The following is a 26,551-nucleotide window of genomic DNA, read 5'->3' on the forward strand; positions in this document are numbered from 1 at the left end:
ATGGCTGTCGAATCTGGGTCGGCCGCACCGGACACGCTGAAGGCGGGCGCGCTCGGCTTCGTGTCCAACCTCGTGATCGGCATCGCCTCGACGGCGCCGGGCTACTCCCTGGCGGCGACGCTCGGGTTCATCGTGGCGGTCACGGGCATCGGCCTGCAGGCTCCCGCGGTCCTGCTCGTGTCGTTCGTCCCGATGCTGCTGATCGCCGCGGCCTACTACTACATGAACCGCGCGGACCCGGACTGCGGGACGACGTTCTCGTGGGTCACGCGGGCGATGGGGCCGTATCTCGGCTGGATGGGCGGCTGGGCCATCGTGGTCGCCGACATCATCGTGATGGCGAACCTCGCCCAGATCGCCGGCCTGTACAGCTTCCTGCTCGTCGGCTGGGACTCGGCGGCGGCCTCCACGGCGGCCGTCACCGCCGTCGGCGTCGCCTGGATCGTGATCATGACCGCGATCTGCGTGATCGGCATCGAGCTGTCGGCGCGCACGCAGGTCGGCCTGCTCGGCGCCGAGGTCCTCACGCTCGCCGCGTTCGTCGTCGTCGCGCTCGTCAAGGTCGCGTCGGGGGACGCCGGGCCCGGCAGCGTCGATCCCAGCCTCAGCTGGCTGAACCCGTTCGCGATCGACTCGTTCAGCGCCCTGGTCTCCGGGCTGCTGCTCGGCATCTTCATCTACTGGGGGTGGGACTCCACCGTCACGGTCAACGAGGAGAGCGCGGACCCGACCGAGGGACCGGGCAAGGCGGCGATCCTCGCGACGGTCATGCTGCTGCTGATCTACGTGCTCGTCGCGTTCGCCGCGCAGGCGTACGCAGGTCCCAAGGAGCTCATCGACAACGCCGACGACGTCCTCAGCGCGCTGGGCAAGGACGTGTTCGGCACGCCGCTGGACAAGATCCTCATCATCGCGGTGCTCACGTCGGCCGCGGCATCGACGCAGACGACGATCCTGCCGACCGCCCGAACCTCCCTGTCGATGGCCCGGGCGAAGGCGATGCCGCGCCGGCTCGGGCACATCCACCCGCGCTACCTCACGCCCGACGTCTCGACGATCCTCATGGGGGCGCTGTCAATCGCGTGGTACGTGCTGCTGACGATCGTCAGCGAGAACATCCTGTTCGACTCGCTAGCCGCGCTGGGCCTGATGATCGCCTTCTACTACGGGCTGACCGGCTACGCGTGCGTCATCTACTACCGGCGCGAGCTGACCCGCAGCGTGAAGTCGTTCGTGCTGATCGGCGTCGCTCCGCTGCTCGGCGCGGCGATCCTCACCGCGGTCTTCGTCAAGTCCTGCATCGACCTGGCCGACCCGGCGAACTCGGAGTCCGGCGACTCCTGGCTGGGGATCGGCCCGCCGCTGATCATCGGCATCGGCTTCCTCGTGCTCGGGGTCGTCCTCATGCTGTGGTGGCGGTTCGGCCACGTCGAGTTCTTCCGCCGCAAGCCCGAGGTCGTCGACCCCGCCGTGGCCGCGGCGGCCCCCGGAGGCGACGCGTGAGCACCATCGTGGTCGGATACGACGGGACGGAGGGCGCGGACGTCGCGCTGTGCGAGGCGGCCTCGCTCGCTCGCGACCTCGGCGACCGTCTCGTGCTCGTCTTCTCCTACGAGGTCAGCCGGCTCGGCGGCGAGGTCGCCGACTACGCCGACGCGCTGCGCCAGTACGGGCGCGGCGTGCTCGAGCGGGGCCGGTCCCAGGACGTCCTCCACGGCCTCGACGTCGAGTTGCGCGAGGTCGAGCAGCGTCCGGCGCACGGGCTGATCGCGATCGCCGACGAGTACGACGCGCGGATGATCGTCACCGGCTCCTACGGCGAGCGACCGCTCAAGGGCATCCTGGTCGGCTCGACGCCGTACCGCCTGATGCACCTCAGCGAGCGGCCGGTCCTGGTCGTGCGCAGCGGCGGTCAGGACGGGTCGTAGAGCGCCTCGAGGCGGTCGCGGTAGCGCTCGTTGACGACGTTGCGCTTGAGCTTCTGCGTCGGCGTCAGCTCCCCGGCCTCGTGCGTGAGGTCGTGGTCGAGGACCTCGAAGCGCTTGACCTGCTCGATGCGGGCGAACCGCGCATTGGCCGCGTCGACGTCGGCCTGCACGAGCTCGTGCACCTTCGGATCGCGGTGGATGGCCGCCGCGTCGAAGGGGATCCCGGCCGCCTCGGCCAGCGCGGGCGCCTCCTCCATGTCGAGCGTCAGCAGTGCCACGAGGTAGGGGCGGTCGTCGCCGTAGACGATGGCCTGGGAGATCCAGCGCGACTCGCGCAGCGCCGCCTCGATGTTGGCCGGTGAGACGTTCTTGCCGCTCGACGTGATGATCAGGTCCTTCTTGCGGCCGGTGATGCGCAGGTAGCCGTCCTCGAGCGCGCCGAGGTCGCCGGTGCGCAGCCACTCCCCGTCCATGGTCTCGGCCGTCGCCTCGGGGTTGCGGTAGTAGCCGGCGAAGACGTTGGGGCCCGACAGGAGGATCTCGCCGTCCTCGGCGATGCGCACGCCGGTGCCCGGCAGCGCGCGGCCGACCGTGCCGAACCGGAACTCCGCGGGCGTGTTGAGCGTCGCCGCGGCGCAGGTCTCGGTCATCCCGTAGCCCTCGACGACGAGCACGCCGCAGGCGTCGAAGAACTCGAGCACCTCCCGGGCGATCGGCGCAGCGCCGGTGAGCGCGAGCTCGATGCGGTCGCCGAACAGGGCGCGGATCTTCGCGAGCACGAGCCGGTCGGCCGCGGCGTGGCGGGCGCGCAGCAGCGGGTTCACGCGCCCGCGGCGCTCCGCCCGGCGGTACGTCCGTCCCGTGGCGAGCGCCCAGTCGAACAGCGTCTTGGTGAGCCGGCCGCCGTCGTCGCCCTTGGCCAGCGCCCGCGTGTGGACCTTCTCGAAGACGCGTGGCACCGACGGGACGTGGGTGGGGCGCGTCTCGGCGAGGTCGTCGATGAGGCGCGCGGCGTCGCCGCTCCAGAACGCCAGGGTGCCGCCGACGTCGAGCGCGACCAGCTCGGTGACCCGCGCCAGCGCGTGGGCGAGCGGCAGGAAGAGGAAGATGACGACGTCGCCGGAGAGGTCGAGCTGGCGCTCGTAGGCGTCCATCGTCGCCAGCAGGTTGGCGTGGGTGAGCATGCACCCCTTCGGCGGGCCGGTGGTCCCCGACGTGTAGACGATCGTGGCCACGTCGTCGGGCGCGATCGACGCCTGGATGCCGGCGATGAGCGCGCCGTCGGCGTCGGCGCCGCGCTCCGCGAGCTCGGCGATCGACATCGCGCCCGGCACGGGGTCGATGACCGCGACGTGCTCGAGGTCCGGGCAGTTCGCGCGGATCTCCTCGACCTTCGCGAGCTGCGCGGCGTTCTCGACGATCACCGCGCGGGCACCGGAGTGGGCCAGGACGTGCTCGGCCTCGCCCGGCGCGCTCGTGTGGTAGATCGGCACGACGGTCGCGCCCGCGCAGAGGATGGCCGCGTCGGCGAGCGTCCACTCGGGGCGCGTCTCGCTGAAGAGCGCCACCCGGTCGCCGGGGGCGATGCCCAGGCCGACGAGCCCGGCGGCGAGGCGGCGTGCGCGCAGGCCGAGCTGGCGGTGCGTCCACTCGTGGATCGCCCCGTCGCGCGGGAACCGCAGCGCCACCCCGTCGCGCTCGGCGGCGGCGAGGAACATCTGGCCGAGCGTCCCGGCGTGCAGCGAGCGCTCGATCGCCCGTTCGTGAGTGACGGTCTCTCCTCGTGACATGGCTCGATCGTCGCACGGGCGGGGCGGGGGCGCCATCCGCACCTACCCGCAGCCCGGTTGGGTGGTCCGGGCGGATGCGCGCCCGATCGGCGTGGTCGACGCTTGCGAGCAGCCCACGGTGCGCACGCCCGCCGCACCGTCCCCAGGAGGAGAGCCGTGCTGCGCCTTGCCAAGACATCCATCCGCCATCCGGTCGTCGCACTGCTGATCTGCATCGTGTTCGCCGGCGGGCTCATCGCGATCAGCTCGGGCATCACGAGCTCGGTGTCGCCGTCGATCGTCGTCGTTCCGGGGACCGACTCCTCACACGCACAGCACCTGGCCGAGGCGGAGTTCGGCCCGAGCGTGCTCGTGCCGATCCTGCTCGAGGGACCCAAGGCCCAGCTCGACAGGCAGGGCCCGGCGCTCGTGCGCGAGCTCGCGCTGCGCCGAGACACGCGGGTCATGTCGGCCTGGGACGGCGGCGAGGTCGGCGCCGGGCTGCGCCCGCGTCCGACCGCCGCGATGATCGTCGCCTCGGTGGCGCACACCGAGAAGGAGATGGTCAAGACCTACCAGGCGCAGATCGACGGGGTCGTCGCCAAGCAGATCGGCGGCCCGGTGCACGCCTCGATCACCGGGCAGCCCAGCCTCGACCGCGGCTTCAAGGACGCGGCGATCGACGCGACCCGCACGGGTGCGCTGCTGACGATCCCGATCCTCTTCGTCGTGCTCCTGCTGCTGCTGCGCGCGCCCGTCGCCGCGGCGGGACTGGCGCTGCTCGGCGGCGTGACCGCGCTGTCGGGCCTCGGCCTCATGACGCTGCTGGGCAAGGTCATGCCGGTCGACTCGATCGCGATGGCGCTCGGCACGATGACCGGCCTCGCGCTCGCGGTCGGATACGGCCTGCTCGTGTTCCGGCGCTGGCGCCAGGAGGTCGACCGCGACGTCGCCCATCACGACGCGGCGCACGCGGCGGTGGGCACCGTCGCGAGCACCGGCCGCGCCGTCCTCGTCGGCGGCACCGGCGTCGTGCTGTCGCTCGTCGTCGCGGCGGCGATCGCGCCGACCGAGATCCTCACGTCGCTGGGCATCGGCGCGATGCTCTGCGCGCTGCTGGCCGTCGGCGGCGCGGTCGTCGTCGTCCCGGCCGCGCTCACCCTGCTCGGCCATCGCGCGCTGTGGCTCTCGTTCCCGGCGCCGCGGCCCCTCTCGGCGGCGTGGGACCGCCTCGCCACGGGCGGCGGCGGATCGGTCGTGCGCCACGCCGGCACCGCCGGCATGCTGGCCACGGCGCTGCTCGTCGCGCTCGCACTGCCGATCTTCTCGTTGCAGACCGGCCCGCCGGGCGCCCAGCTCCTGCCCACGGGCTCGCCGGAGCGCCAGAGCTTCGAGCGGGTGGCGCAGGTCATGGGTCCGGGGTGGCCGACGCCGTTCAACATCGTCATCGCCGCGAAGGACCGGCCGATCACCGATCAGAAGCTCCTGGCCCAGATCGAGACGTTCCAGAAGCAGCTCGTCAAGGACGAGCGTGTCGCCTCGGTGGTCGGCCCGGGCTCCCTCGCCCCGGTCAGCCGCGAGCTCGGCGTGCTTCCCAAGGAGCTCAAGAGCTCGACGAAGCTGCTCAAGGGCGGCAAGAAGAAGCTCGGCGAGCTGCAGAGCGGCCTCGATGACGCCGCGGCGGGCTCGCAGCAGCTGCAACAGGGCCTGTCGTCGGCGGCCAACGGCGCCGGTCAGCTGCAGAGCGGCGCCGGTCAGGCGCGGTCCGGCGCCGGCCAGCTGCGCAACGGCCTCGGCCAGGCGCGCTCGGGCGCGGCGCAGATCTCCGGCGGGCTCGGGCAGGCGCTCGACGCGGCGCAGCAGCTGCGCGACGGCGCCGCCAAGCTCCTCGCCGGCTCCAAGCAGCTCAAGGGCGGCCTCGGCCAGGCGGTCACGCCGGTCCAGCAGGGCCTGCCGATCGTCAAGCAGATGGCCGCGGACGTGAGCTCCGGCGCCGAGGCGGTCAAGGCCGCGCAGGGCACCTCGCAGGCGCTCATCGGCCAGCTGGACCAGGCCGCCGCGCAACTGCAGGGCCTGCCGGCCGACGACCCCGCGGTGCAGTCGGCGCAGGCGGCGGTGCAGTCCGCGCGCCAGGCGGCGGAGGGCACCGCGGCGTCGCTGAACACCGCGGCGCCGAAGATCTCCGGCGCGGCCGGCGTGGCGGGCGCGTTCGCCACCCAGGTCGGCGAGCTCTCGACCGGCCTCGCCCAGCTCTACGCCGGCTCGACGCAGCTCACCGACGGCATCACCCAGCTGCAGGCGGGCAACAGCCAGCTCGCCGCCGGCATCGGCAAGCTCAACACCGGCGGGGGCCGGCTCACCGACGGCGTCACCGCCCTGCGCGACGGGGCGTCGCGCCTCGAGAGCGGCCTCGGCCAGCTGACGACCGGTGCCGGCCAGCTCGCCGGCGGGCTCTCGTCAGGCACGGGCCCGGCCGGCCGGCTCGCCAGCGGCCTCGCCGGCGGCGCCCAGCAGGTCGCGAAGTTCCGCGGCGACCTGCCGTCGCCCAAGGACCTCGAGCGGCTGATGAAGGAGTCGCCGGGCCTGTTCGACTCGGGCTACTTCGTCCTGGCCGCCGTCTCCGGCGCCCAGCCCGCCGCCCGCAACCAGGCGTCGTTCGCGGTCAACCTCGATCGGGGCGGCAGCGCCGGCCAGATCGTCGTCATCTCCAGGACGGACGCGTCGTCGGACGCCACACGCAACCTCGGCGAGGACCTGCAGGCTCGCGTCGACGCGTTCACGAAGGCCACGCGGACCGAGGGCGCCGTCGGCGGCCCGGCCGGACAGCTCGGCGACTTCACCACCGCGACCGCGTCCCGGATCCTCCCGGTCGCCGTCGCCCTCGCCGTCATCATGTCGCTGCTGCTGATGGCCTTCCTGCGGGCGATCGCGGTGCCGCTGGCCGCGGTGGCGCTGGACCTGCTGACCTGCGCCGCGACGTTCGGCGCGATGCAGCTGCTGTTCGGCGGCGGCAACCCGCTGCTGGGCGGCCCGGGCTACGTCGATCCGATGTCGATCATCGCCATCCTGGCGGCGGTCTTCGGGATCACCATGGTCTATGAGGTGCACCTCCTGTGGCGCACCCGGGAGAAGCTCCTGGCCAGCGGCGACCCGGACGCCTCGATCCGGTTGGCGCTACGTGAGACGGCAGGTGCGGGCACCGGGGCCGCCATCGCCATGGTCGCCGCGATCGTCCCGTTCGCCATCAGCCAGCTCGTCGTCGTCCGGCAGCTCGGCGTGGGGGTGGCCGTCGCGATCGTGCTCGACGGGCTCATCGTCCGGCCGGTGCTGCTGCCCGCGGCTCTCGAGGTGCTCGGGCGCTGGGGTTGGTGGCCGACGTCGCGCAGGGCACCGGCGCCGCCACCGGCGGCACCCGCCGAGCCGGACCGGCCGGCGCGTGAGCCCGAGACCCGCCCGATCGCGGGAGCGCGGGCATGAGCGCCCCGACGACGACCGCCGGCACCGCCGCGGCCGCGCCCGACGGCGCGGTGCCGGACGGCGGAGACGAGCGGCTCGACGGCTTCGTCACGCGGGCCCGCGAGGCGGCGGACGCGATGCGCCGGCTCGACCAGGACGCGGTCGACCGGATCGTCTGGGCGATGGTGGTCGCCGGGCTCGAGCACGCGATCGACCTCGCCGAGCTCGCGATGGAGGAGACCGGCTTCGGCGTTCTCGAGGACAAGGTCCTCAAGAACTACATCGCCACGGAGTTCCTCTACGACTACCTGCGCGACAAGCGCTCGGTCGGCGTCATCGACACCGACGACGAGCGCGGGATCGAGTACGTCGCCGAGCCCATCGGCGTGGTGCTCGCGCTGCTGCCGATCACCAACCCGACGTCGACGGCGCTGTTCAAGTCGATCGTCGCGGCGAAGACGCGCAACGCGATCATCTTCCGTCCGTCGGCGCGCGCGGCGCGCTGCGCGGGCCGGGCGATCGACCTGCTGCAGGAGGCCGGCCGCCTCGCTGGGCTGCCACCCGACGCGCTCCAGGTGGTCCCGGACCCGACGCTCGACGCCTCGCAGTACCTCTTCCACCACCCCGGCGTCGACCTCATCTGGACGACCGGCGGCCCGAAGGCGGTCAAGGCGACCAACGAGGCGGGCAAGCCGTGCATCGGGGTGGGCCCGGGCAACGCGCCGGTCTATCTGCATCGCAGCGCCGACGTCGCCACGGCGGTCGTCGACATCCTGATCTCCAAGACGTTCGACGCGTCGGTGATCTGCCCGGCCGAGCAGACGCTCGTGGTCGACGACCCGATCTACGAGGCGGTGCTCGAGGAGCTCGCGCGGATGGGCGCGCGCATCCTCGACCCGGGCGAGGCCGAGCGCCTGGCCGGCTGCGTCTTCGACGAGGACGGCCGAGCGCGCATGGAGGCGCTCGGCCGCTCGTGCGTCGATCTCGCCGGCCTGGCCGGGTTCACCGCCGGCGACGGCACGAAGGTCCTCGTGGCGCCGCTGCCGGCCGGCCTGGACGAGCTGGGCCGCCACCCGTTCGTGGCCGAGAAGCTCATGCCGGTGCTCGGCGTCGTGCGCTCGCCCTCGGTCGAGCATGCGCTCGACGTCTGCGAGCTCGTCACTGAGCACGGCGGCCTCGGTCACACCTCGGCGGTCTACGCGGCCGACGAGGAGGTCATCGGCCGCTTCGCCGAGCGCATCCGCACGGGCCGCATCCTCGTCAACGCCCCGACGGCCGTCGGCGCCCTCGGCGGCGTCTACACGGCCATGACGCCGACGTTCTCGCTGGGCTGCGGAACCTGGGGCGGCTCGACGACGACCGACAACGTCAACTACCGCAACCTGCTCAACGTCAAGGCGGTCGCGCGGCGACAGACGCCGCCGCAGTGGTTCCGGGTGCCGTCGGACACGTACTTCAACGCGGGCGCGCTCGACAGCCTGCGGACGCTGCGCGCCGAGCGCGTGCTGATCGTCAGCGACGCCGGCAGCGAGGAGCGCGGCGTCGTCGAGCAGGTGCGCTCCCATCTGTCGGCGCGCAACGTCCGGGCGTTCACCGGGGTCGAGCCCGAGCCGACCGAAGCCCAGGTGCGCGCCGGCGTGCGCGCGCTCGGCGACGGCGAGGCGCTGCCCGAGCTCATCGTGGCGGTGGGCGGTGGGTCCGTGCTCGACGCGGCGAAGGCGATGCGCCTGTTCGCCGAGAGCCCCGGCCTGACGCTGCGGGAGCTGACGCTGCCGTTCCTCGACGCCCGCAAGCGCGTCGCCCACTACCCGGAGATCGATCACCGGATCAAGCTCGCCGCGGTGCCGACGACGGCCGGAACCGGTTCGGAGGTCTCGCCCGCCGCGGTGCTCACGCACGAGGGGCGCAAGCTGACGCTCGTCGACTACTCCCTGGTGCCCGACATGGCGGTGATCGAGCCCAGGCTCACCGTGAGCCTGCCGGCGGCGATGACCGCCGACACCGGCGTCGACGCGCTCACCCACGCGCTCGAGGCGCTGGTCTCGATCTTCGCCTCGCCGTACACCGACGCGTTCTGCCTGCAGGCGTGCAACCTGATCCTCGAGGCGCTCCCGCGCGCCGTGCGCGACGGCGCGGACCTGGACGCGCGCACGGCCATGGCCAACGCCGCGACCATCGCGGGGCTGGCGTTCTCGAACGCGTTCGTCGGGGTCAACCACGCGCTCGCCCACGCGCTCGGCGCGCGCTTCGGCATCGCCCACGGGCGCGCCAACGGCCTGTTCCTCGGCCACGTCCTCCGCTACAACGCCGGGCTGCCGCGCAAGTTCATGCCCGCGCCCGGCTACGGCGCCTACGTCGCCCCGCAGAAGTACGCGCAGGCTGCATGGGTGCTCGGCCTCGGCGGGCGCACGGAGGACACGGCGCGCGGCCGCCTCCTCGAGCGTGTCGACGAGGTGCTGGCGGAGGTCGGGATGCCCCGCACGGTCGCCGACCTCGGCATCGACCGCGAGGCGTACCTGGCGGCGGTCCCCGACCTGGTGCGCGACGCGTTCCGCGACCCGAGCCTGCGCACGAACCCGCGCATGCCGCTGATCGCCGAGCTCGGTGAGCTCTTCGTGGCGGTCGCCGGCTGATGCTGCGCAACGTCCCGGTCTCGCCGCTGCCGATCGAGCGCTTCCGCGCGGTCCTCGACGACGCCGGGTACCGCGATCTGCTCGCCCTCCGCGACCGCGCGCGGCGCCTGTTCGCCGGACGCGCCGTGTGGTGCGTGAACTCGACGGCGACCGGCGGAGGGGTGGCCGAGATGCTGCGCTCGCTGCTCGCCTACACCCGCGGCGCCGGCGTCGACACGCGCTGGCTCGTGCTCAACGGGACGCCGGAGTTCTTCGCGGTGACCAAGGGGCTGCACAACCGGCTGCACGCGGCGTCGGGCGAGCTGCCGCCGCTCGGCGAGGCCCAGCGCGCCGCCTACGAGGCGGTGACCGCGCCGGCGGCGCGCCAGCTGGCCGAGATGGTGCGGCCCGGGGACGTCGTGCTGCTGCACGACCCGCAGACGCTCGGCATGGCGCCCGTTCTGCGCGAGTGCCCCGTCGGCATCGTCTGGCGCGTGCATGTCGGCGTCGACGAGCCCGACGACCGGGTGCGCGCGGCCTGGGACTTCCTGCGGCCCTACACGCACAGCGTCGACACGTGCGTCTTCTCGCGCGAGCGGTTCGTCTGGGAAGGCCTCGAGCACGTGGGCATCGAGATCGTGCCGCCGTCGATCGACGTCTTCTCGGCCAAGAACCAGGAGCTCGACGACCCCGCGGCACTGGCGATCCTGCGCGCGGCGGGCATCGTCGCCGACGGCGAGGGTCCGCCCGGCATGTTCCTGCGCGAGGACGGGACCCCGGCCCGCGTCGATCGCCGCGCCACGCTCATCCAGGAGCGCGAGCTGCGCGCCGACGACCGCTACGTGACGCAGGTCTCGCGCTGGGACCGGCTCAAGGACCCGGTCGGCGTGCTCGAGGGCTTCGTGCAGCACGTGGGCGAGGAGTGCCGTGCGCAGCTCCTGCTCGTCGGGCCCGACGTCGCCGGCGTCGCCGACGACCCGGAGGGCGCCGAGGTGCTCGAGGAGGTCACGGCCGCATGGCGGGCGCTGGCGGCGCCCGCCCGCGGCCGCGTGCACCTCGTCACGCTGCCGATGAAGGACGCCGAGGAGAACGGCGCGATGGTCAACGCGATCCAGCGCCGCGCGTCCGTCGTCGTGCAGAAGTCGCTCGCCGAGGGCTTCGGCCTCACGGTCGCGGAGGCGGCGTGGAAGGGGCGGCCGATCGTCGCCGCCGGCGTCGGGGGCATCCAGGACCAGGTCGTCGACGAGGTCACGGGGCTGCTCGTGGCGCCGCACGACCTCGCGGCGTTCGGGCACGCCGTCTCCCGGCTGCTCACCGACGACGAGCTGGCGCGCCGGCTCGGGTCAGCCGCACAGGAGCGCGTGCGCGATCGCTTCCTCGAGCCGCGCCACCTGCGTCAGTGGGTCGACCTCATCGAGCGGCTCCCCGCCCCGCCGGTCGCTACCGCCTGAAGCGGAAGCGCCCGCCCCGCGGGTCGCTACCGCCTGAAGCGGAAGCTCAACGCGTGCGAACGGTCCCGTTCGGCGCCGAGCGGACCTGACCCTGGGCCCGTGCGTACGCGCCGGTTCCGCCGACGATCGCCATGACCGTCTCGGGCGGTGCCACGGCGGACCCGTCCGGCTGGCGCACCGGCGTCAGCTGGGCGGCAGCCGCGGTGACGATGGTGCCGCCGGCGAAGATCGCGGCGCCCGTGCAGACCGAGAAGCCGTGGCCGCCGTCGGACTCGTCCGTGGTCGCGCAGCGCGCGCCTGTGAGCCGGATTCCAGTGGTTCGCCGGACGTCAGCGCACAGCGCCGCGCGCCGCCGCCCGGCCGAGCTCCTCGAGCGCCGGGGGCAGCGCGTCGGCCAGCGGCTGCGGATCGCCGATCAGCCGGCGGTTGACGAGGAAGCCGACCGTCACCTGGCCGCGGTAGCTGAAGATGCTGACGCTCATCCCGAGGCTGCCCGAGCTCGGCGCCCAGACGAGGACGCCCTCCAGCGGCGCGCCCGCGAGCGCCAGAGGCTCGCGCGGGCCGGGCACGTTCGTGATGACCATCGTCGCCTTCGCGGTGAAGAAGTCGATGAGCCGCGCCTCGACCGCCGACGGCGTCGCGCCCATCGCGGCGAGGATGCCGTAGGCGATCGCCCCCTCGTGGGAGTCCTTGATCGCCGCGGTGCGGCGGCGCACCTCGAGCAGGCGGTCGACCGGCGACTCGATCCCGACCGGGAGGCCGAGCAGCAGGAGCCCGAAGCGGTTGCCGAGCTCGCGCGGGATCGTCTCCTCCAGCGCGCGCAGGTTGAACGGCACCATCGCGTGGACCTCGTCGAGGACGTCGCCGCGGGCGCGCAGGTGGTCGCCCAGCACGCCGGTCACCGCGGACAGCAGGACGTCGTTGATCGTCGCCCCGAACGCCCGGCCCAGATCGTGGACGTCGTCCAGCGCCAGCGGCGGCGACCAGCCGACCCGCTGGCCGACGCCGAGGTCGCCGCGCAGGGCGCTCCTGCGGTCGGACGGGTTGGCCGCGAACTTCGCCAGGATCCCGGCGTCCTGGACGCCGGTGCGAGCGATCTGCTCGAGGTGGCGCGGGTGCGCGACGGTCTCGAACGTCTCGTGCACCGCGGCGCCGGCCGCCCGGCGCCCGAGGGAGACGAGGTCGCTCACCGGGCGGGGGACGATCGAGCCGTGCGCCGGCGCCTTGACGCCGAGCGCGTCGGGCGGTCCGTCGACCAGCGTCAGCATGACGCGGGCGAGCATGATGCCGTCGGCGATCGCGTGGTGCATCCGGACGAGCATCGCGCTGCCGCCCCGGAAGTCGTCGATGACGTGCACGGACCACAGCGGCCGGGCGTGGTCCAGGGGCACGGCGATGAGGTCGCTGACGAGCTCGCGCAGCGCGCCCTCGTCGTGGGGCGCGGGCAGGGCGACGTGGTGGACGTGCAGGCCGATGTCGAAGTTCGGGTCGGCCTCCCAGCGCGGCCCTCTGGGCGGGCTGGTGTTCGGCAGCTCGGAGAACTGCGGGAAGCGGTCGACGAGGCGCTCCTGTAGCCGGTCGCGGACCGCGCCGGGGTCGAGCGCCGCCTCGAACCACAGCACCGCGTTGATGAGCATCGGGTTGGTGGGCCGGTCCATCCGCAGCCAGGCGGCGTCCGCGCTGGACATGGTCGACATGCTGCGACGGTAGGCGCCGGTCGTCGTGTCCGCATCGGTGGTTGTCCGTAGGCCGGGCCGTGGAGGCGCGCGGTCGTCATCACCCGCCACGGCGGTCCGGAGGTGCCCGAGGCCCACCACATCCTGGCCGAGCGGCGCAACGTCGGCGAGGTTGGTCTTGGTTCCGTAGCGGATCGCTGCTACCGTTGGCAGCCGAATGCGGTCCCTCACGGCCCTTTCCCTGCTTCTCCTCCTCCCCCGCTAGGGGGAGCGATGCGTGGCGCCCGCCAAGGCGCAAACTCAACCGAGAAGCAGACGAGAGCCGAGACGAAGGAGACACCCATGGACCGCGTACAGATCTTCGATACCACCCTGCGAGACGGCGAGCAGTCGCCCGGGATCTCGCTGAACGCCTCCGAGAAGCTGGAGATCGCCCACCAGCTGGCCCGGCTGGGCGTCGACGTCATCGAGGCGGGCTTCCCGATCGCCAGCCCCGGCGACTTCGAGGCCGTGCAGGCCATCGCCTGCGAGGTCGACGGGCCGATCATCACCGGGCTCGCCCGCGCTCAAGCGGCGGACATCGAGGCCGCATTCGGCGCCGTACGCGATGCCGCACGACCTCGGATCCACACGTTCATCTCCACGTCGGACATCCACATCAAGTACCAGATGCAGAACACGCGCGAGGACGTGATCGCCCAGACGCGCGCCGCGGTCGCGCACTCGAGGTCGTTCGTGGAGGACGTCGAGTTCTCGCCGATGGACGCGACCCGCGCCGACCTCGACTTCACCGCCGAGGTGATCGCCGTCGCCATCGAGGAGGGGGCGACGGTCGTCAACGTCCCCGACACGGTCGGCTACACCACGCCGGAGGAGTACGCCGCGTTCCTGCGCGGCCTCTACGAGCGGGTCCCGGCGCTGAAGGACGTCGTGCTGTCGGTGCACTGCCACGACGACCTGGGGCTCGCGGTCGCGAACTCCTACGCCGGCGTGCAGGCGGGCGCGCGGCAGGTCGAGTGCGCGATCAACGGCATCGGCGAGCGGGCGGGCAACGCGTCGCTGGAGGAGATCGTGATGCTGCTGGCCACGCGCGGCGACGTCGCCGGCGTGGAGACGGGCGTCAACACGCGCGAGATCGCACGGACCTCGCGGATGGTGTCGCGGCTGACCGGCTACGTCGTGCAGCCCAACAAGGCGATCGTCGGGCGCAACGCGTTCGCGCACGAGTCCGGCATCCACCAGGACGGCGTGCTCAAGGAGCGCACGACGTTCGAGATCATGGACGCGACGACGGTCGGCCTGGAGGGCAACGACCTCGTGCTGGGCAAGCACTCGGGGCGCCACGCGCTGCGCAACGCGCTGGAGGAGCTGGGCTTCACGGTCAGCGGCGCGGCGCTGAACACGGCGTTCCAGCGCTTCAAGGAGATCGCCGACAAGAAGAAGCAGGTGACCGCGATGGACCTCGAGGCGCTCGTCACCGACGAGCTGCGCGAGGAGATGGCGGGCTACGCGCTGGAGTGGTTCGAGGTCGAGGCGTCCAGCCGCCGCCCGCCGCACGCCACGGTCTCCGTGACCACCCCCACGGGCGAGAGCCGCGAGGGCAGCTTCACCGGCGACGGCCCGGTCGACGCCATCTTCCACGCGATCAACGCGGCGACGAACGTCGACGCCCGGCTACGCGAGTTCCGCGTCGACGCGGTGACCGGCGGCCAGGACGCCCTCGGCGAGGTCTCCGTCGTGCTCGAGCTCGAGGGCCAGGCGGCCTCGGGCCAGGGCGTGGCGACCGACATCCTCGAGGCGGCGGCGCGGGCGTACGTCCGGGCGCTGTCGGTGGCGGCGGCGAAGGTCCGCGCGGCGGAGTCCGCGGTGGACCCGCGCACGGCGCAGCTCACCCCGGGGCCCTGAGCCACAAGCGGGGCGGCGCGCGCCGCCCCGCTGTCAGCCCGCGGCGCGCGCCGCCCCGCCGTCAGTCCGCGGCGCGCGCCGACCAGCCGTCAGCCGGCGGCGCCTCCGAGCGCCAGCCCCTGCCGGTAGCCCGCCGCCAGCGCCCCGCCGGCGCGACCGCGGTCCATGAGCTGTCCGCCGATCACCGCCGCGCTCGCCCCGTCCGGGCCCACGGTCCGCACGTGCGCGCCCCGACGCTGCAGGACGTGGCTCTCGGCCGCCGTGGCCAGCGACCCGGCGGCGCGCAGGGCGCCCATCGGCGAGTGCAGCGCGAGCGGGAGCGACTGGGTGACGCTGAGGCAGAGGACCTCGGTGTCGCGGCGTGCCGGCGCGACGTCGAGGTTCGTCAGCGACCACACGCCCCCGTCGACGTACTCGCGCCCGCCGATGCGGATCGGCTCGAACACCCAGGGCACCGAGCACGAGGCGGCGACCGCCTCGCCGACCGTCGCCGGCGGCGCCCCGGGCGCGCCGAAGACGATGCGGCGCCCCGTCGCCCGGTCGACGGCGACGACGCGCAGGCGCCCGTCGAACCGCGCCCCGTGGCGCGCGACGACCTGGCTGATGCCCGCGAGCGAGCCGCTGCCCGTCGGCATCCGAGCGAGCACCAGCGACCGCGCGAGCGCCCCGGCGGGCGCACCCGCCGCTAGCGCCGCGGTGGCGAGCGGCGCGCTGACGCCCCAGGCCGCCCGCAGCGCGAGCCGGCCCGCCGCGCCGGCCGCCGACCGCGGCGGCGGGGCCGCGGGCTCCCCGGGCTCACGCGCGTCCGCCTCGCCATCGTCGGGCCGCCGCGGCGGCGAGCCCGCGGCCAGCCGGGCCGCGATGATCGCCCCCGCGGACGTCCCGACGAAGGACTCGACCCGCCGGAAGTCGACGTCGCCGGCGTCCTGGATGCCCGCGAGCACCCCGCTCATCCAGGCCTCGCCGACCACGCCGCCGGCGGCGAGCACGAGCACGTCCGGGACCGGGAACGTCGGCGCCACGCTCCGACCGTACCGAGCCCGGGCGCCGGGCACCCCGCGGCGCCGCTACACCGTCTGCTCGCCCGGCTGCGCGAGTGCGGCCGCGCCGAGGACGCCCTCCGCGACCGGTGCCGCGCCGAGCGCCGCCACCGCCGCGCCCGCGGCCGCCGCGCCCCCGGCCGCCTCGGCGACCGGCGCGCGCTCGACCGCGTCGAGTCCGGCCACGCCGGTCGACCGCAGCCGGGCCTTCATCCGCAGGAACGGCATCTCGACGAGATGGAAGCTCAGCATCGCGGCGGCGAACGTCACGACGACCGCGACGCCCTTCCCGGCGCCCGCGCGCGCCATCAGGACGATCACCGGGACGTGCCACAGATACAGCCCGTAGGAGATCTTCCCGACGTACGGCAGCGGTGGGATCCGCAGCAGGCGCGAGAGGATCGAGGCGTTGCTCGTCGCCAGCCGCGCCACGATCAGCGTCGCGCAGACGCCCACGAGCGGGATCGCCGCCAGCGGGTTGCCGTCGAGCCCCCACAGCGTCGGATAGTTGCGCCGCGCCCACCACAGGCCCACGAGCCCGGCGACCGCGCCCACGCTCAACAGCACGTCCCAGCGCCGGGTGAGCTTCCCGGCCGCCGACGTCAGAACGAGCGCCAGCGCGGCGCCGAGCAGCAGCTCCCCGAACCGCGGGTCGGGCCGGTAGTACAGCGCGATCCCGCCGATGGGATCGACCGGCGACCACGCCCACCAGAAGATCGACAGCAGCGCCACCGCCACCGCGGCGACGACGAGCGCCATGCGCCGCAGCCGGACGACGTGGGCGAGCGCGAGCGCGCAGATCGGGGCCCACAGCAGATAGAACTGCTCCTCGACCGCGAGCGTCCAGGTCTGCCCGAGCGCCCCCATGTCGAAGTGCGTGTTGAAGATCAGCACGATCGTCGACGTGTAGGTCAGCGCCGCCGCGACGGACTGCCACCACACGCCCCAGCTGCCCTCGGCGTTGAGCAGCGACCCGAAGGGGACGAGCACCACGATCATCAGGACGAGCGCCGGATACAGGCGCAGGAGGCGCCGCTCGTAGAAGCGCCTGACCGAGACCGTCCCGCGCGCCCGGTACTCGCCCACGAGCACGCCGGTGATGAGGAAGCCGCTCAGGACCAGGAACAGGTCCACCCCGAACATGCCCCCGATGCCGACCCCGATCTCGAGGTGGAAGACGATCACCATCAGCACGGCCACGGCGCGCAGCCCGTCGAGCTGCGCGATCCGTCGCGAGCCGTCCGCCGGCTGGCGGTTCACCCGGCGCACGGCGGCGAGGGCGTGCTGGAACGTGGAAGGGAAGGACATCGTGCGAAACCCGTGCCGCGGCCCTGCGGCCGGCGCAATCCTAATGCGGCCGCAGGCGTCCGATGTGCGTCCAGCGGTTCTGCTCGCCCATCGCTGTATGAGATAACGTACGAGCGTATGGCGACCATCGAAGCCACCCTGAACATCGGGCCGCGCGTTCGCGCGCTGCGCGAGGCGATGGACCTCAGCCTGCGCGACCTTGCGGAGCTCAGCGGCGTCAGCGCGCCGATGCTCAGCCAGGTCGAGCGCGGCGAGACGAGCCCGACCCTGCAGACCGCGGCGCGCATCGCGGGCGGCCTGGAGCTCACGCTCAGCCAGCTGCTGCGCCTCGACGAGGGCGGCAGCGTCTCGATCGTCCGCGCCGGCGAGGTGCGCAACGGCCCGGCCCGCCGCGGCCACGCCTACGAGGTGCTCACGCCGCCGCTCCCCGGCCTGCGGGCCGAGCTCAGCCGGCACGTGCTCGACGCGGGCGCCGCCACCGGCGGGCTCGACGACCCGCCGATGCACGAGCCCGGCAGCCGGGAGGTCGCCCACGTGCAGGACGGCGCGCTCGACCTCGTCATCGACGGCGACCGCCATCGCCTGCAGGGCGGCGACACCGTGACCTTCGACGCCGACCTGCCCCATCATTTCGAGAACCCCGGCCCCGGCCCGGCGACCTTCCTCGCCGTCGTGTCGGCCGGACTGCGGAGGAGCTGAACCCAGGATGCCCCAGCCCAAGACCCTGTTCGACAAGCTCTGGGAGGCCCACGAGGTCGCTCCGGGCCTGCTGTTCATCGACCTGCACCTCGTCCACGAGGTCACCAGCGCGCAGGCCTTCGACGGCCTGCGCCTCGCCGGCCGCCCGGTGCGCCGCCCGGATCGCACGCTCGCCACGGCCGACCACAACACGCCGACCGACGGCACGCCCGTCGCCAGGCTCATCAAGGACGAGCTGAGCCGCGTCCAGGTCGAGACGCTCGAGCGCAACTGCGCCGAGTTCGGCATCCCGCTCTACAGCCTCGGCTCGCCGCTGCAGGGCATCGTCCACGTCATCGGGCCCGAGCTCGGCCTCACCCAGCCGGGCATGACGATCGTCTGCGGCGACAGCCACACCGCCACGCACGGCGCGTTCGGCGCGCTGGCGTTCGGCATCGGCACCTCCGAGGTCGAGCACGTCCTCGCCACCCAGTGCCTCGTCCAGCGCAAGTCGAAGTCGATGCTCGTCCGCTACGACGGCACGCCGGGCTTCGGCGTCACCGCCAAGGACCTCATCCTGGGCACGATCGGCCAGATGGGCGTCGACGGCGCCGTCGGCCACGTCGTCGAATACGCCGGCGAGGCCATCGAGGCGCTCTCGATGGAAGGCCGCATGACGATCTGCAACATGACGATCGAGGGGGGCGGCCGCGCCGGCATGATCGCCCCGGACGAGACGACGTTCGAGTACGTGCGCGAACACGCCGGCCTCGACGACGTCCCGGCGGCCTGGCGCGACCTGCGCACCGACGACGGGGCGCAGTTCGACAAGGTCGTCGTCGTCGACGCCGCCGCGATGTCGCCGCAGGTCACGTGGGGCAGCACGCCCGACATGGTCGTGCCGGTGACGGCGAGCGTCCCCGACCCCGAGGACGACGGCGACGAGCGCGCGCTGGTCTACATGGGCCTCGAGGCCGGCACGCCGATCACCGACATCCGGCTCGACCGCGTGTTCATCGGCTCGTGCACGAACAGCCGCATCGGCGACCTGCGGGCCGCCGCGAAGGTCGTGGAGGGCCGCAAGGTCGCCTCCCACGTCAACGCGATGGTCGTCCCGGGCAGCCAGCAGGTCAAGGCGCAGGCCGAGGCCGAGGGCCTCGACGAGGTGTTCCGCGCCGCCGGCTTCGACTGGCGCGTCGCGGGCTGCTCGATGTGCCTCGGCATGAACCCCGACGTCGCCGCACCGGGCGAGCGCGTCGCCTCGACCTCGAACCGCAACTTCGAGGGCCGCCAGGGCCGCGGGGCGCGCACGCACCTCGTCTCGCCGGAGATGGCCGCCGCGGCCGCCATCGAAGGCCACTTCGTCGACATCCGCGACTGGAGCTGACCAGCATGGAGAGCGTCACGACCATCCGCGGCCGGGTCTCCGTCCTCGACCGCGACGACGTCGACACCGACCAGATCATGCCCAAGCAGTTCCTCAAGCGGGTGGAGCGCACCGGCTTCGGCGAGTTCGTCTTCCACGACTGGGCCAAGGAGCCGGGCTGGGACCTGCCGAAGAACCCGATCCTCGCTACGGGCGAGAACTTCGGCTGCGGGTCCAGCCGCGAGCACGCGCCGTGGGGCCTGCAGGACTACGGCTTCCAGGCGATCATCGCGCCGAGCTTCGCCGACATCTTCTACTCGAACTGCACGAAGATCGGGCTGCTTCCCATCGTCCTGCCCGAGGACGTCGTCACCGCGATCATGGGCCACGGCGAGTGCGAGATCGACCTGCCCGCCCGCGTGGTGCGCTTCGACGGCGAGGAGATCCCGTTCGAGATCGACGATGCGATCCACCACCGCCTCGTCAACGGCCTCGACGACATCGGCCTGACCCTGCAGCAGGGCGACGCGATCGCCGCCTACGAGCACGATCGCGAGCGCACCGGCCCGGACACGCTCGCGCTGGCGGGCGAGGCCTGATGGCGCACCACATCGTCCTGCTGCCCGGCGACGGCATCGGCGTCGAGGTCGTCGCCGCGGCCACGCAGGTCCTCGACGCGGTCGGGGAGTTCAGCTACGAGAAGCGCCTCATCGGCGGCGCGGCCATCGACGCGACCGGCGGCCCGCTGCCCGACGAGACCGTCGACGCCTGCCAGGGCGCCGACGCGGTGCTGCTCGGCGCCGTCGGCGGCCCGAAGTGGGACAGCACCGAGGCCGGCCGGCCGCGCCCGGAGCAGGGCCTGCTCGGCATCCGCAAGGCGCTGAGCCTGTTCGCCAACCTGCGCCCGGTCAAGCCGCTGACCGCGCTGCTCGACGCGAGCCCGCTCAAGCGCGACCGCATCGAGGGCACCGACCTGCTCGTCGTGCGCGAGCTGACCGGCGGCATGTACTTCGGGCGCAAGGAGCGCGACGCGGACCGCGCGTCCGACGAGAACGCCTACACGCGGCCCGAGGTCGAGCGGATCGCCCGCGTCGCGTTCCGGGCCGCCCGGCGCAAGGTCACCAACGTCGACAAGATGAACGTGCTCGAGGTCTCGCGGTTCTGGCGGGAGGTCGTCCTCGACGTCCACGCCCGCGAGTTCCCGAACGTCGTCGTCGACCACATGCTCGTCGACAACGCGGCGATGCAGCTCGTCAGCGCGCCGTCGACGTTCGACGTGATCGTCACCGACAACATGTTCGGCGACATCCTCAGCGACGAGGCGGCGATGATCACCGGCTCGATCGGGATGCTGCCCAGCGCGTCGGTCGGGGAGGAGGGCACGCCCGGCCTGTTCGAGCCCGTCCATGGTTCGGCGCCCGACATCGCGGGCCGCGGGATCGCGAACCCGCTGGCCACGATCCTGTCCTGCGCGCTGCTCCTGCGCCACGGGTTGGGGTTGAGCGCGGAGGCCGACGCCGTAGAATCGGCGGTGGACCGCGCCCTGGAGGGCGGTCTGCGGACCCCTGACCTCGGGGGCGACGCCACCACCGACCAGGCCACCAGGGCCGTCTTGGAGCAGCTGTGAAGCCAACGGAGCTCATCTGGTTCAACGGGGAGTTCGTGAAGTGGGAGGACGCCACGGTGCACGTCCTCACGCACGGGCTGCACTACGGGACCGGGGTCTTCGAGGGCGTACGGTGCTACGAGACCGAGATCGGCCCGGCGATCTTCCGCCACGACGATCACATCGCGCGCCTGGAGAAGTCGGCGGAGCTGTACTACATGCCGATCCCGTACTCCCACGAGGAGATCCGGACGGCGACGAAGGAGCTCATCGCCCGCAACGGCCTGCGCTCCTGCTACATCCGCCCGCTGGTCTTCCGCGGCTACGGCACGATGGGCCTGTTCCCGCTCGAGGCGCCGGTCGACGTGTGCATCGCCGTCTGGGAGTGGGGTGCCTACCTCGGCGACGAGGGCAAGCAGGCCGGCATCCGCGCGAAGGTCTCCAGCTGGCGGCGCATCAGCGGGGATTCGCTCATCCCGCACGCCAAGGCCTCGGGCCAGTACCTGAACTCGATCCTCGCGAAGATCGAGTCGCACAAGTCCGGCTACGAGGAGGCGATCCTCCTCGACGACCACGGCCACGTGTGCGAGGGCTCCGGTGAGAACATCTTCGTCGTGCGCGACGGCGTCATCTACACCCCGGCGCACAGCGGCGGCATCCTGGACGGCATCAACCGCAAGTCGGTCATGCAGATCGCGCGCGACCTCGGCTTCACGGTCGAGGAGCGGGCGATCGCCCGGGCCGAGCTGTACCTGGCCGACGAGGTGTTCCTCACGGGCACGGCGGCCGAGCTCGTCCCGGTCCGCGAGATCGACGACCACCGGGTCGGCGACGGGCGGCCGGGCGACATCACGTGTGCGGTGCAGAAGCTGTTCGACGACGCGCTGTTCGGGCGCGCGGAGCAGTACCGCGAGTGGCTGGACCCGGTCGAGATCCCGGCGCGAATTTCGTAGGCGCCTGGCCGGTCCGGCTGGGCGCCTGACCACGCCCCGCCGATCACCCGACCAAGGACCGCTTTCGCCATGACCACCATCCAGCTCTACGACGCCACCCTCCGTGACGGCATGCAGGGGGAGGGGATGTCGCTGACCGCCGACGAGAAGGTTCGCGTCGTGCACAAGCTCGACGAGCTCGGCGTCGATCTCGTCGAGGCCGGCTTCCCGTCCTCGAACCCCAAGGAGGCCGAGCTCTTCGACCTCCTGGCGCGCGAGCGCTTCGCCCACGTCGACATCGCCGCGTTCGGCATGACGCGCCGGCGCGGGGTCACCGCCGATGCCGACGAGGGCCTGGCGGTCCTCGCCGCCTCGTTCGCGCCCGTGTGCACGATCGTCGGGAAGACGTGGGCCCTGCACCTCGAGAAGGTGGTGCGGGTCAGCGCCGAGGAGAACCTGGCGATGATCGGCGAGTCGGTCGCGTTCCTCGTCGCGCAGGGCAAGCGCGTCGTCTACGACGCCGAGCACTTCTTCGACGCCTACCGCGCCGACCGCGACTACGCGCTGCGCTGCGTCGCCGCGGCGCAGGGGGCGGGCGCGGAGACCGTGGTCCTGTGCGACACGAACGGCTCGTCCCTGCCGTCGCAGATCGCGACGGCCGCCGCGGACGTCGCGCGCGTCGTCGAGCGCTTCGGCATCCACTGCCACGACGACCTCGAGTGCGGCGTGGCGAACACGCTCGCCGCCGTCGAGCAGGGCGCCGTGCAGGTCCAGGGGACGATGAACGGCATCGGCGAGCGGACGGGCAACGCGAACCTCATCTCGATCATCGGCAACCTGCAGACGAAGATGGGCCACGCGGTGCTCAGCGCCGAGCAGCTCGGCCGGCTCACCGAGACGGCCCACTTCGTCGACGAGCTGCTCAACCGCGTCCCCGACCCGCAGCAGCCGTACGTCGGCCGGGTCGCCTTCGCGCACAAGGGCGGCATGCACGTCGCCGGGGTGCGCGCGGACGCCTCGACGTTCGAGCACATGGAGCCGGAGGCGGTGGGCAACGAGCGCAGCCTGCTCGTCAGCGAGCTCGCCGGCCGCGCGACGGCGGCGGAGAAGGCGGACGCCCTGGGCCTCGAGGTCGACGCCGCACGCGTCATCGACCGCGTCAAGGAGCTCGAGCACCGCGGCTATCAGTTCGAGGCCGCCGACGGCTCGTTCGAGCTGCTGCTGCGCAAGGAGGCCGGGGTCTACGAGCCGCTGTTCCGCCTGGAGTCCTGGCGCTGCATCGTCGAGCAGCGCGCCGACGGCAAGGTCGAGACCGAGGCCACCATCAAGATCTGGGTGGATGGCGAGCGCTACGTCCGCACGGCCGAGGGCAACGGCCCGGTCAACGCGCTGGACCGCGCGCTGCGCGACGCGCTGACCGAGATCCACCCGCACCTGCGCGACCTCGAGCTCGTGAACTTCAAGGTCCGCATCCTCGACGAGACGAAGGGCACCGGTGCGGTGACCCGCGTCCTGCTCGACACGTCCGACGGCCACGACGTCTGGGGCTCCATCGGCGTCAACGAGAACGTCATCGCCGCCTCGTGGGAGGCGCTGGTGGACTCGCTCGAGCGGGCGATGCAGCCGGCCCGGGTGCGCAGTTGATCCCACTCGCGCGGCCGGTCCTCGGCGCCGAGGAGGAGGCCGCGGTGCTGGAGGTCCTGCGCTCCGGCCAGCTCTCGCTCGGCCCCCGGGTGCCGGAGTTCGAGCGGCGCTTCGCGGCACGACTCGGTGTCGCGCACGCGAGCGCCGTGTCGAGCGGGACGACCGGGCTGCACCTCGCGCTGCGGGCGGCCGGCGTACGGGACGGTGACGAGGTGGTGACGTCGCCGTTCTCGTTCGTCGCGTCCGCCAACGTCATCGCCTACGAGCGGGCCCGGCCGGTGTTCGCCGACATCGACCCGCGGACGCTGAACCTCGACCCCGAGGCGGCCGCCGCGGCGGTGACCCCCCGCACGACCGCGCTGCTGCCGGTGCACATCTTCGGCTACCCGGCCGATCTCCCGGCGTTCGAGAGGATGGGCCTGCCGATCGTCGAGGACGCCTGCGAGGCGCTCGGCGCCGTGCACGCCGACGGTGCGGCGGTCGGCGGGCGCGGGCACCCGGCCGTCTTCGGCTTCTACGCCAACAAGCAGCTGACGACCGGCGAGGGCGGGATGCTCACGACCGGCGACGCGGCGGTCAAGGAGCGCGTGGACTCCGAGCGCAACCAGGGCCGCGCGTCGAACATGGACTGGCTCGACCACGACCGGCTCGGCTTCAACTACCGCCTGAGCGACGTCGCGTGCGCGATCGGGATCGCACAGCTGCAGCGGCTGGACGGGATGCTCGCGGGGCGGGCGCGGGTGGCGGCGGCGTACCGGGAGGCGCTGGCGGGGATCGAGGGCTTGCAGCTGCCGTGCGAGGACTCGGGCAGCGACCGGCGGGGCTGGTTCGTCTTCGTGGTGCAGCTGCCGCGCGGCCGCGACCGGGACGGCACGATCGTCGCGCTGCGCGAGCACGGGGTGCAGTCCAAGCCGTACCTGCCCGCCATCCACCTGATGAGCTTCTACCGCGAGACGTTCGGCCATCGCGAGGGCGAGTTCCCGGTCTGCGAGGACGTCGCCGCGCGGTCGATCGCGCTGCCGTTCTTCCCGGAGATGACCGAGTCGCAGGTGCAGCAGGTCTCGGACGCGCTGCGCGCGGTGCTTGAATCCTCGCCGTGAACGAACGTGGGACCCCCTCCGGCGGCCAGCGGCCACCGTCGAATGTCCACAATCCGCGTGAGGCCGCCTCCGGACCCACGAGCCGCTTCGCCGAACCGCAGCACCCGACCTTCCGGGCCATGAACACGTCTCTGGGCTTCGACCGGCGGCTGTGGCCGCAGGACCTGCGCGGATCGCGCGCCCACGCCCGCATGCTGGCCGCCGCCGGCGTGCTGTCGCCGGCCGAGCGCGACGAGCTGCTGCGCGGCCTGGACCTCGTCGAGGCCGAGCTCGCGGGGGGCACGTTCCCGTTCTCGGAGAACGACGAGGACATCCACATGGCCGTCGAGCGACGGCTGACCGAGCTGATCGGGCCGGTCGGCGGCAAGCTGCACACTGCGCGCTCGCGCAACGACCAGGTCGCCACGGACATGGCGCTGTTCGTGCGCGACGAGGCGGGGGAGGCGGTGAAGCGCATCGATGCGCTCGCGCGCACCCTCGTCGCCGTCGCCGAGCAGCACGTCGACGTGGCGCTGCCGGGCTACACGCACCTGCAGCGGGCGCAGCCGGTCTATCTCGCCCACCACCTGCTCGCCTACGTCTGGATGCTGCTGCGCGACCGCGACCGCTTCGCGTTCGTCGCGTCGCGCTCGGTGGCGGCGCTGCCGCTCGGTGCAGGCGCCCTGGCCGGCGTGAACTTCGCCACCGACCGCGGCATGGTGGCCGAGGAGCTCGGCTTCGACCACGTCGCGCCGAACTCGATCGACGCCGTCTCCAACCGCGACTTCGTCCTGGACTACCTCGGCGCGGCGGCGACCTGCCTGACGCACCTGTCGCGGCTCGGCGCCGAGCTCGTGCTGTGGTCCTCGAGCGAGTTCGGCTTCGTCCGGCTGCCCGACGCCTGGTCGAGCGGCTCGTCGATCATGCCGCAGAAGAAGAACCCGGACGCCGCCGAGCTGCTGCGGGCCAAGGCACCACGGGTGGTGGGCTCGCTCGCCGGCTTCTACGGCGTGCTGCACGCGCTCCCGCTGACGTACAACAAGGACATGCAGGAGGACAAGGAGCCGCTGTTCGATGCGGTCGACACGCTGACGGTCTCGCTCGAGGCCGCCGAGGGGATGATCCGCGGCGCCGAGTTCGACGAGGAGCGCATGGCGGCCGCGGCGTCGGACGATCTGATCGCTGCGACCGACATCGCCGACCTCTACGTGAAGCGGGGCATGCCGTTCCGCGAGGCCCACGGGATCGTCGGTGGGCTCGTGCGCGAGGCGGTCGCGGCCGGCATCCCGCTGCGCGAGCTGCGGTCCGAGCATCTCGACGAGGAGGCGCGCGCGCTGCTCGAGCGGTCCTCGTGGCTGGAGTCCAAGGACTCCGAGGGCGGCACGGCGAGCGGGCGGGTCCGCGCGCAGCTGGCGGCCGCGCGCGCGGCGCTCGCCTCGGCGCCTCCGTGAGACCCTGCGGGTCATCGCCCGGCGATGCTCCGACCCGATGCGGCGCCGCATCGGCGATCGACCGCGCCTTCTTCGACCGTCCCGTGGTGGAGGTGGCGCCCGGCCTCCTCGGCTGCGTGCTGCGCCACGAGGCCACGAGCGGCGTGATCGTCGAGACCGAGGCCTACCACCTGTCGGAGCCCGCCTGCCACGCCTACGTGGGGCTGACGCCGCGCACGGAGGTGCTGTTCGGGGCGCCGGGCCGCGCGTACGTCTACCGGTCCTACGGCATCCACGCGCTCGTCAACGCGGTGTGCGAGCCGGAGGGCGTCGGCGCCGCGGTGCTCATCCGTGCGCTCGAGCCGCTCGACGGCGTCGGCGAGATGTACCACCGCCGGCGCGTGGCGCGCGAGGTCGACCTGTGCTCGGGGCCGGGCAAGCTCACGCAGGCGCTGGGGATCGAGCTGCACCACAACGGCGGCGACCTGCTGACCGGGCCGGTGCGGATCGAGCCGCGGCCGCCGGCGTGGCGCGACGTCCGCTGGGTCGCGGGCCCGCGGATCGGCATCACGAAGGCGGTCGAGCTGCCGTGGCGGTTCTGCGCGGTGGGTGCGTCCAGCGTCTCGCGGCCGTGGCCGCCGGGGCTGCGCGCGGCGGCGTAGAGCGCGCGC

19 protein-coding genes are annotated in these 26,551 nt (G+C 73.1%); 15 read left to right on the top strand and 4 right to left on the bottom strand.

Features of this window, described 5'->3' with window-relative positions; translation table 11 throughout:
* On the top strand, nucleotides 1–1,503 hold the full coding sequence (locus tag DSM104329_RS13390; protein ID WP_259315944.1) for an APC family permease: 1,503 nt from the start codon (nucleotides 1–3) through the stop codon (nucleotides 1,501–1,503).
* Nucleotides 1,500–1,928, top strand: a complete 429-nt coding sequence (locus DSM104329_RS13395; protein ID WP_259315945.1) for a universal stress protein — start codon at nucleotides 1,500–1,502, stop codon at nucleotides 1,926–1,928. The genes DSM104329_RS13390 and DSM104329_RS13395 overlap by 4 nt, the downstream gene beginning before the upstream one ends.
* On the opposite strand, the gene DSM104329_RS13400 is transcribed toward DSM104329_RS13395, so the two are convergent.
* Entirely contained in the window at nucleotides 1,913–3,718 is a 1,806-nt protein-coding gene (locus DSM104329_RS13400; protein ID WP_259315946.1) for an AMP-dependent synthetase/ligase, read from the bottom strand. The genes DSM104329_RS13395 and DSM104329_RS13400 overlap by 16 nt on opposite strands.
* A gap of 156 nt (nucleotides 3,719–3,874) precedes the next feature.
* Here DSM104329_RS13400 and DSM104329_RS13405 point away from each other — a divergent pair, with 156 nt between their 5' ends.
* Genes DSM104329_RS13405 through DSM104329_RS13415 form a run of 3 tightly spaced genes read left to right on the top strand, consistent with a single transcriptional unit; the run spans nucleotide 3,875 to nucleotide 11,216 of the window.
* Entirely contained in the window at nucleotides 3,875–7,174 is a 3,300-nt protein-coding gene (locus DSM104329_RS13405; RefSeq protein ID WP_259315947.1) for an MMPL family transporter, read from the top strand.
* Nucleotides 7,171–9,786, top strand: a complete 2,616-nt coding sequence (gene adhE / locus DSM104329_RS13410; RefSeq protein ID WP_259315948.1) for a bifunctional acetaldehyde-CoA/alcohol dehydrogenase — start codon at nucleotides 7,171–7,173, stop codon at nucleotides 9,784–9,786. The genes DSM104329_RS13405 and adhE overlap by 4 nt, the downstream gene beginning before the upstream one ends.
* Complete coding sequence (locus DSM104329_RS13415; RefSeq protein ID WP_259315949.1) at nucleotides 9,786–11,216, top strand: glycosyltransferase; 1,431 nt, start codon at nucleotides 9,786–9,788, stop codon at nucleotides 11,214–11,216. Before adhE ends, DSM104329_RS13415 begins: the two co-directional genes overlap by 1 nt.
* Before the next feature lie 329 nt (nucleotides 11,217–11,545).
* On the opposite strand, the gene DSM104329_RS13420 is transcribed toward DSM104329_RS13415, so the two are convergent.
* Nucleotides 11,546–12,913: a wax ester/triacylglycerol synthase family O-acyltransferase gene (locus DSM104329_RS13420; RefSeq protein ID WP_259315950.1), complete on the bottom strand. Its 1,368-nt coding sequence runs from the start codon at nucleotides 12,911–12,913 to the stop codon at nucleotides 11,546–11,548.
* 321 nt (nucleotides 12,914–13,234) lie between these two features.
* Between DSM104329_RS13420 and DSM104329_RS13425 the strand changes: the two genes are divergently transcribed.
* Complete coding sequence (locus DSM104329_RS13425; protein ID WP_259315951.1) at nucleotides 13,235–14,797, top strand: 2-isopropylmalate synthase; 1,563 nt, start codon at nucleotides 13,235–13,237, stop codon at nucleotides 14,795–14,797.
* A gap of 89 nt (nucleotides 14,798–14,886) precedes the next feature.
* Here the strand turns inward: DSM104329_RS13425 and DSM104329_RS13430 are convergent, their stop codons facing one another.
* Together DSM104329_RS13430 and DSM104329_RS13435 are read right to left on the bottom strand one after the other, a co-directional pair.
* Nucleotides 14,887–15,819: a patatin-like phospholipase family protein gene (locus DSM104329_RS13430; protein WP_259315952.1), complete on the bottom strand. Its 933-nt coding sequence runs from the start codon at nucleotides 15,817–15,819 to the stop codon at nucleotides 14,887–14,889.
* 45 nt (nucleotides 15,820–15,864) lie between these two features.
* Nucleotides 15,865–17,145: an acyltransferase family protein gene (locus DSM104329_RS13435; protein WP_259315953.1), complete on the bottom strand. Its 1,281-nt coding sequence runs from the start codon at nucleotides 17,143–17,145 to the stop codon at nucleotides 15,865–15,867.
* Between the two features lie 117 nt (nucleotides 17,146–17,262).
* Here DSM104329_RS13435 and DSM104329_RS13440 point away from each other — a divergent pair, with 117 nt between their 5' ends.
* The 9 genes from DSM104329_RS13440 to DSM104329_RS13480 all read left to right on the top strand — a co-directional run bounded on the left by DSM104329_RS13440 (nucleotide 17,263) and on the right by DSM104329_RS13480 (nucleotide 26,542).
* Nucleotides 17,263–17,844, top strand: a complete 582-nt coding sequence (locus DSM104329_RS13440; RefSeq protein ID WP_259315954.1) for a helix-turn-helix domain-containing protein — start codon at nucleotides 17,263–17,265, stop codon at nucleotides 17,842–17,844.
* 7 nt (nucleotides 17,845–17,851) lie between these two features.
* Entirely contained in the window at nucleotides 17,852–19,210 is a 1,359-nt protein-coding gene (gene leuC / locus DSM104329_RS13445; RefSeq protein WP_259315955.1) for a 3-isopropylmalate dehydratase large subunit, read from the top strand.
* Between the two features lie 5 nt (nucleotides 19,211–19,215).
* Complete coding sequence (gene leuD, locus DSM104329_RS13450) at nucleotides 19,216–19,788, top strand: 3-isopropylmalate dehydratase small subunit (RefSeq protein ID WP_259315956.1); 573 nt, start codon at nucleotides 19,216–19,218, stop codon at nucleotides 19,786–19,788.
* A complete protein-coding gene (gene leuB / locus DSM104329_RS13455; protein WP_259315957.1) occupies nucleotides 19,788–20,816 on the top strand; it encodes a 3-isopropylmalate dehydrogenase in 1,029 nt (342 codons plus the stop codon). Before leuD ends, leuB begins: the two co-directional genes overlap by 1 nt.
* On the top strand, nucleotides 20,813–21,748 hold the full coding sequence (locus tag DSM104329_RS13460; RefSeq protein WP_259315958.1) for a branched-chain amino acid transaminase: 936 nt from the start codon (nucleotides 20,813–20,815) through the stop codon (nucleotides 21,746–21,748). The genes leuB and DSM104329_RS13460 overlap by 4 nt, the downstream gene beginning before the upstream one ends.
* Before the next feature lie 69 nt (nucleotides 21,749–21,817).
* Nucleotides 21,818–23,371 carry a citramalate synthase gene (gene cimA / locus DSM104329_RS13465; RefSeq protein ID WP_259315959.1) on the top strand — a complete coding sequence of 518 codons (1,554 nt, stop codon included), beginning with the start codon at nucleotides 21,818–21,820 and terminating at the stop codon, nucleotides 23,369–23,371.
* Nucleotides 23,368–24,471, top strand: a complete 1,104-nt coding sequence (locus DSM104329_RS13470) for a DegT/DnrJ/EryC1/StrS family aminotransferase (protein WP_259315960.1) — start codon at nucleotides 23,368–23,370, stop codon at nucleotides 24,469–24,471. The genes cimA and DSM104329_RS13470 overlap by 4 nt, the downstream gene beginning before the upstream one ends.
* The gene (gene argH / locus DSM104329_RS13475) at nucleotides 24,468–25,901 is read left to right on the top strand and encodes an argininosuccinate lyase (RefSeq protein ID WP_259315961.1); all 1,434 of its coding nucleotides are present in this window, start codon (nucleotides 24,468–24,470) and stop codon (nucleotides 25,899–25,901) included. Before DSM104329_RS13470 ends, argH begins: the two co-directional genes overlap by 4 nt.
* A 56-nt stretch (nucleotides 25,902–25,957) precedes the next feature.
* On the top strand, nucleotides 25,958–26,542 hold the full coding sequence (locus DSM104329_RS13480) for a DNA-3-methyladenine glycosylase (RefSeq protein ID WP_407655912.1): 585 nt from the start codon (nucleotides 25,958–25,960) through the stop codon (nucleotides 26,540–26,542).
* Nucleotides 26,543–26,551: the final 9 nt, after the last annotated feature.

It is taken from the genome of Capillimicrobium parvum, from assembly GCF_021172045.1.
Lineage (GTDB): Bacteria > Actinomycetota > Thermoleophilia > Solirubrobacterales > Solirubrobacteraceae > Capillimicrobium > Capillimicrobium parvum.